The organism is Gloeocapsopsis sp. IPPAS B-1203 (genome assembly GCF_002749975.1).
GTDB lineage: Bacteria > Cyanobacteriota > Cyanobacteriia > Cyanobacteriales > Chroococcidiopsidaceae > Gloeocapsopsis.
Genome location: NZ_PEIG01000020.1, coordinates 92,601 through 99,071 on the forward strand (window position 1 = coordinate 92,601; position 6,471 = coordinate 99,071).

At 42.3% G+C, this 6,471-nt stretch carries 5 protein-coding genes and 2 pseudogenes; 5 read left to right on the top strand and 2 right to left on the bottom strand.

The features are described from left to right. Positions 1-28: 28 nt before the first annotated feature. Positions 29-1,264, top strand: a complete 1,236-nt coding sequence (locus CSQ79_RS24865; protein WP_099703798.1) for a DUF445 domain-containing protein — start codon at positions 29-31, stop codon at positions 1,262-1,264. A 3-nt stretch (positions 1,265-1,267) separates the two neighbouring features. On the opposite strand, the gene hflX is transcribed toward CSQ79_RS24865, so the two are convergent. Further along, entirely contained in the window at positions 1,268-2,983 is a 1,716-nt protein-coding gene (gene hflX, locus CSQ79_RS24870) for a GTPase HflX (RefSeq protein WP_289501526.1), read from the bottom strand. A 335-nt stretch (positions 2,984-3,318) separates the two neighbouring features. On the opposite strand from hflX, the pseudogene CSQ79_RS24875 reads away from it, so the two are divergent. The 3 genes and pseudogenes from CSQ79_RS24875 to CSQ79_RS24885 all read left to right on the top strand — a co-directional run bounded on the left by CSQ79_RS24875 (position 3,319) and on the right by CSQ79_RS24885 (position 5,210). After that, positions 3,319-3,745: pseudogene (locus tag CSQ79_RS24875) on the top strand (DUF29 family protein). 118 nt (positions 3,746-3,863) lie between these two features. Then, positions 3,864-4,463, top strand: coding sequence for a TetR family transcriptional regulator C-terminal domain-containing protein (locus CSQ79_RS24880; RefSeq protein ID WP_099703800.1), 600 nt, complete (start codon positions 3,864-3,866; stop codon positions 4,461-4,463). Positions 4,464-4,526: 63 nt separating this feature from the next. Further along, positions 4,527-5,210, top strand: coding sequence for a glutathione S-transferase family protein (locus tag CSQ79_RS24885; protein ID WP_099703801.1), 684 nt, complete (start codon positions 4,527-4,529; stop codon positions 5,208-5,210). A 51-nt stretch (positions 5,211-5,261) separates the two neighbouring features. On the opposite strand, the gene cofG is transcribed toward CSQ79_RS24885, so the two are convergent. Further along, positions 5,262-6,224 (bottom strand): 7,8-didemethyl-8-hydroxy-5-deazariboflavin synthase subunit CofG, encoded by a 963-nt coding sequence (gene cofG / locus CSQ79_RS24890; protein ID WP_099703802.1) that lies wholly within the window; start codon positions 6,222-6,224, stop codon positions 5,262-5,264. Between the two features lie 136 nt (positions 6,225-6,360). Here cofG and CSQ79_RS24895 point away from each other — a divergent pair. Further along, positions 6,361-6,471 (top strand): annotated as a pseudogene (locus CSQ79_RS24895) (photosystem II q(b) protein); the annotation flags it as partial.

Below are 6,471 nucleotides of genomic sequence, written 5' to 3' on the forward strand. Positions count from 1 at the left end.
GCAGCATTATTCTTATTGGTTCGCATCCTTGGACTGGTCTAACATTTGGTTCTACGCAGCACCTCCTGTACTGGGAGCAGTTATTGGCTATTTTACTAATGACATAGCCATCAAAATGCTCTTTCGTCCTTATCGAACTCTGTACATTGCTGGAAAACGCTTACCTTTTACTCCTGGTTTAATTCCCCGCAACCAAGAACGCTTAGCAAAGCGGGTTTCTGACACTATCATGGGGTCATTGCTAACGCCAGAAGAATTGCAGAACTTAGCACGACGCTTACTGCAACCAGAACGCGTACAAGCTGGTATTTTATGGTTACTACGATTAGCTTTAGACCAAATTCGCTTAGATAAAGAGCAGAAAACTGCAAAAATTACTGCAAATATTCTCAAAGATTTACTCGGTCAATCTTTACCACGTTTACTCAAAGTTTTAGCGCGGCGCGAAGATTTTTTAGAAGCACAAACAAATCAAATTTTCGATCAAGTAATACTTGAGTTTCAACTGAGTGATGAACAAGCAACTAAACTTGCAGATTGGCTACTACAAGTTGTTTTACCACCAGATGTGATTCGTCAGCTTTTAGTTGACTTTCTTACTGATCGCACAATTCAAACAATCGATGAAGGTTTTAGGGAAAAAGCTAGCGGAACTTACTGGGTAGTTGCTAATTTGTTTGGGTTACGCAATACCTTAACTCGCTTAAGAACCTACTGTTTAGATGAAAGAGAAGCAGCAAACAATCGCATCCAAGAATTGACTCGCTCATTAGACGTTCGTACCCGTCTTAAAACTTGGTTGCAAAACTTGTCGTTACAAAACTTACCTGTTTCTACAGTACGTCAACTCCGTAAAACAATCCGCGACACAATTCGCAGCTATTTGCAATCCCGTGGCGGTGAAGTTCTCCAAGGATTAAGTGATTCGGTGGATTGGGAAAATATTGCGAGTTTACTTTTAAATCGTCTACGCAATTCGGCTGTTGTCAATACTTCATTAGATGTTGTCAGCAAAGAACTTGCCTTAATTTTAGAACGCTACTTAGAGCGCGACTTAGAAAATATTGTGGCGCAGGCAATTCCTATTTTGTCAATCGATCAAGTGATTGTAGATCGCGTCAAATCAACTTCTGCAGCGGACTTGGAAACTGCAGTTGAAGGAATTGTTAAAAATGAACTACAAGCGATTGTTAATTTAGGTGGAGTATTAGGATTTGTAGTTGGTTCGCTACAAACCCTATTTCTGGTACTCCGTAATTTTTAATCTTTAGCTAGGTGCAACAGCGTAACGCACAAGTTGTCCGAGGCGTTGGCGGAGAGTTTCTAATCCTAGGCGATCGCTTGCTGAAATATACACTGCTTGGGGAAACTCTTCTTGCGCGACTGCTAGCGTGTCACTATCAACACAATCAACTTTGTTTAAAGCAATTAGCATTGGACCTGGAGTGATTGGCATTTCTGACAAAATACTCATCACTGAACGAATTTGACTTTGCCATGCTGGATGAGAAAGATCCACGACATGAAGTAATGCATCCGCTTCGGTAACTTCTTCTAATGTGGCGCGAAAAGCATCCATGAGTGACGCCGGAAGTTCGTGAATAAAACCTACCGTGTCTGTCAAAACAATTGCTTGTGGTTCTCCACTCACACTAGGAATGACCAAACGGCGAGTTGTCGGATCAAGTGTTGCAAATAACTGATCTGCTGTGTAAACTTCTGCATTCGTGAGCGCATTGAGTAAGGTAGACTTACCCGCATTGGTATAGCCCACAATCGCCACCGAAGGAACTTCTCGATGTTGGCGCTGTTGTCGCAGACGAGAACGATGTGCTTGTAATTGGTTAACCTCTTCTTGTAATCTGGCAATTCGTCTGGCGATCGCGCGGCGTTCGGTTTCTAGTTTTGTTTCACCAGGACCGCGAGTTCCAATACCACCACCGAGTCGAGACATTGCTTGACCCCGCCCTGTAAGTCGCGGCAGCATATATTCTAGTTGAGCAAGTTCAACTTGTAATTTACCCGCACGAGTTCTAGCGCGTTGGGCAAAAATATCTAGAATCACCTCAGTACGGTCAACAACTCGAATCCCGATTTGTGTTTCTAAATTACGCACTTGCGCTGGTGATAAATCGCGGTCAAAGACGATCAGATTTGCTCCCAAAGTTTGGGCTGTTAAAGCAATTTCTTGTACTTTTCCTTCACCAACTGCGGTTTGGGGGTGCGGACGCGATCGCTTTTGGCGAAATGTTTGTAACACTTCTCCACCAGCAGTATCAACTAATCGTGCTAATTCATCTAGCGTGTCTTGAAATGCTTGTGGCGTGATATTGTCAGTTTGGACTCCTACAATCAATACGCGATCGCGGTCTGAGTCTACCTGTGTCGCAACATATTCGCGCTGAAATTCAGCTTCGAGTCCTTCTACTAGATCGAGAAAATCTTGATTGCTGAGAATATCTAAACTCAGAGGTTGCGATACACTCCAACTTGCTAGTGGTGCGTCAGTGTCCGTTGTCTCAACAATAGGAACTAAATGCGCTAAATAAGTTTCTTTAACGTAACCTGTAGCGCCTCCACCACGACGTTGAAATCCTGAACCAGTGATATTGAGTATCGCTAGGACATCTAATCTTTGCAGCGCCATCGCTGTTAATGCAGCTTCGCTGGGTGGTTCTGGCTTAAGTTGCGTCGCAATACAACGAATTCCACTGAGACGTTCAGCACCATAGCGCGGTAGTTCTAGGGGAGGGATTTGAGTTTGACGTGGCGTTCCTACACCTACACGAATCACCTGTCCCCGACGATTAACATAGGCGCACACAGGTTGATTAATCTCAGTGCTAATTGCTGCTAAGCGCTGGGCAAACTCGGGTGTAGTCGGGCGATCGCCTGGCAAACGTTGTTGATACAGCCGTTGTAGTTGCTTAATCTGGCTGGATTTTAATCCTTGAAGATTACCGTAAATAGTCTCGATAGGCACCTTCGACCAATATTTGGTCTTCTGAATTCACTACATCTATTTTATCGCGCTGTTTTCACGTTGTTGAACTCAAGTTAGTAACAATACTTGAAGGGTGGTTAGAGATCATTCATATCGGCATTGCTTTTACGAGCACATAGATTATACAAGTGAAACGCAATCAAGCTCACAGATAATATAGGGCTAGGCTAATAACCTGCGTGCCATCATAGTACTTAAGTAGCAACAGTTACTACTACTCAAGATTGGGTCGATAATCAGCTTTCACTTCATAGACGGAATTCTTGATTGGTTTGTCTTAGAGACTAAAACAAGCTCTAACGGTGTCTAGAACTATGGAAGAGTTATTAGAACTTAAGAATTTAATTTTGAAGGGTGAAAGCGCAGCAGCTTTACTACTGGTAGAAGAACTTGATAGAAATGAGTCGCGATGACAAAACTAATAATATTCGTTCTCATGCCAAAGTTTTATTACATCACTTGATTAAAAAGCAAGCCGAAAACCGTTCTACAAAATCGTGGGAAGTGTCAATTCGTAACAGCGTGCAGGAAATTAAGGAAAAGAACAAACGCCGCAAGTTAGGAGGCTATTATCTAACTAAAGACGATTTGCAATCTATTCTATGCAACGCAATAGATAGTGCCATTGACACGGCATCGCTTGAAGTTAGCCAAGGAAAATATGAGTCAGAAGAATTAGCAGCCTTAATTGACTCGTCGAAGCTTTTAAATAATGCTTTATTACTAATAGTTGAAGATTAATATCAAACGCTTGACTTTGAGTAGCTAAGTCAATCTGTATAAAAAGACAAAGTAAATTTCATTCTTTTTGCTATATTTCTGCTATGATTTCAAACAGACTGATCGGTCTTTAATTGAGATGTCGAAAGCTCAACAAACCAAAGCACGTATTATCGAGCAAGCAGCAGCTCTGTTTAACCAGCAAGGATATGCAGGGTCTTCGATGTCAGACATAATGCGTGTTACAGGTTTACAAAAAGGAGGCATTTATAATCACTTCCGTAGCAAAGATGAGCTAGCTCTAGCAGCATTTGACTTTGCAGCCAGTCGCATACAGCAGAAATTTACAGGTGCTTTGAAAGGAAAACGTCATGCAGTGGAGCGGTTGATTGCAATTCTCAGTGTTTATGAGCATATGTTAGACGATCCACCCGTCCAGGGCGGTTGTCCAATCCTCAATACAGCGGTAGAGAGTGATGATGCTCATCCAGCTTTACGCGAACGGACGCAACTTGCGATGGATGCGTGGCGTGGTTTGATTCATCGCATTGTCGATAAAGGTGTTATGCGTGGTGAATTGCGTGCAGATGTCACTTCTGATACTGTTGCTACGATTTTGATTGCAACCATTGAGGGAGGGGTAATGCTCAGCAAGTTATATGGCGATGCTTCTTATTTGGAACGCGCCCTAAACCATCTTAAAACTTATATTCAACACCAGCTTGCGACACCCATCTAAATTTTTTTGCACTAAAACAAACCGATCGGTCTTTTTGTATCCTGATTGTGAGAAATAGTTTTTATGCTCAAGCTTTACTATGCCCGTCCTTCTGCTTATGCTCGTCCTGTATGGTTAGCTCTGCTAGAAAAGCAACTTCCTTTTGAATTAATTTCAGTTGATTTAAGCGGCGAACAATTTGAACCCGAATTTCTCGCCTTAAATCCTTTTAGCCATGTCCCAGTTTTGGTTGATGGTGATTTTCGCGTGATTGAATCGTTAGCCATTCTAGATTATCTAGAAGCACGGTATCCTGAGCGATCGCTGCTTCCGACTGATGCGATCGCTTTAGCAAAGGTTCGGATGGTGCAAATGGTTACGCTCAATGAATTACTACCTGCGGTGTTTAGATTACTCGTTCGCGATGAGAACTCAGTGGAGTTGGAGTATGCTCAGCTACGGGCAATTAATACATTGAATTATTTTGAAGCTTTGTTGGAGGACTCCCCTTACTTTGCTGGCGAACAGATGACACTAGCAGAAATTGTCGCTGGAACACTCGTTCATAGAATGCCTGATCTAGGAATTGCTTTGACCAAATACCCTAAATTGAATCGTTGGTCTGATTGTTTATTAGCTCGACCTACTTGGCAACAGATTGAATTAAGTCCAGAAGAGTGGAGTAGCTTCAAACGTCGGATGCGAGTGATACCAAAGATTTGGCAGCGTCGTCGCCATCAACGGATAAACGCACTGTCTCAACAGTAGATGCAATAGCAGTGTCAGCAGTCCTACAAGTCGAGCGAGCAGACAGAAGAATCAAAAAGCTGCTGAAGACATATTTCTCCAAGATTGCACTGCTGTTTGTAAATGCTGCGGTAGCCACGAATCATATTGTGGATAAATTGGCAAGCGTGGTATGAGTTGCCATCCGGCTGATTTTAATATTTGTAATAAATTCTCGCGAGTCAGATGTGGATAATCTGGATTAACTTCATCTTTTGGTCCAATACCGCCTAAATCTCTTGCTCCTGCTGCGATACAAGCAAGTAACCAGTTTGGATCTGGAACTAAATTTGGTGGAATTTGAATTGTAATTTCTGCGGGTAAAATTTCTCTAGCTTTGGCAATGACTTGCGGTAACTGCTGCGCCTCAAAGCCTGGTGCATTCCATGTTTGTTGATTTCCTGGACTATAAGGTTGCAAGATGACTTCTTGAATGTGATTGTAACGAATGTGTAATTGAGCGATCGCCTCTAATGTCTCCCACCAGTCGTTTTGTGTTTCGCCTATTCCTAAAAGTAAACCTGTTGTAAACGGAATCTGCAATTCTCCTGCCCAAGCAAGTTGTTGTAATCTCAGTTCTGGAATTTTGCTCGGTGCGAAGCGATGCACTGTATTTAATAAAGCAGGCGTTAATTGCTCTATCATCAAACCCATCGACACATTCACAGTTTTTAGCTGCTGCATTTCTGTAAAACTTAATGGTCCTACATTTGTGTGTGGCAAAAATCCCAGTGAAAGTGCTAGTTCGCACAAATTGTAAATTAGCTCAAACCATGCCTGACGCCGTGATGATTGCGGATGAACCTCACCACTTAGTATGAGAATCTCACAGACGCCTTGATGTTGCAATTCTTTAAGAATGTTTTCTGCTACCGAAAGCGTCATCCAAGGGTCTTTGCCTGGAGCTACCCGAAAATTACAATAATCACAACGATTAAAGCACTCATAGGTCGGCACTATGGTGTGGGCGGGGCTATAGGTAACTATGCCAGACATTACTTTGCATTCTTGTACTCATTTAATTCTAAAAAAAAGTTAAAGTCCTTTACAAAACGAAACAAATAGCTTAAGGTATTAATTGTAGGGATAAACACCTACAAAATCATAAATACATCCAAAAGCAATCATAGATATGACAACAACTCTACAAAGACGCGAAAGCGCATCGTTGTGGGAGCGGTTTTGCAACTGGGTAACATCAACAGATAATCGGCTATACGTAGGCTGGTTTGGAGTATTGATG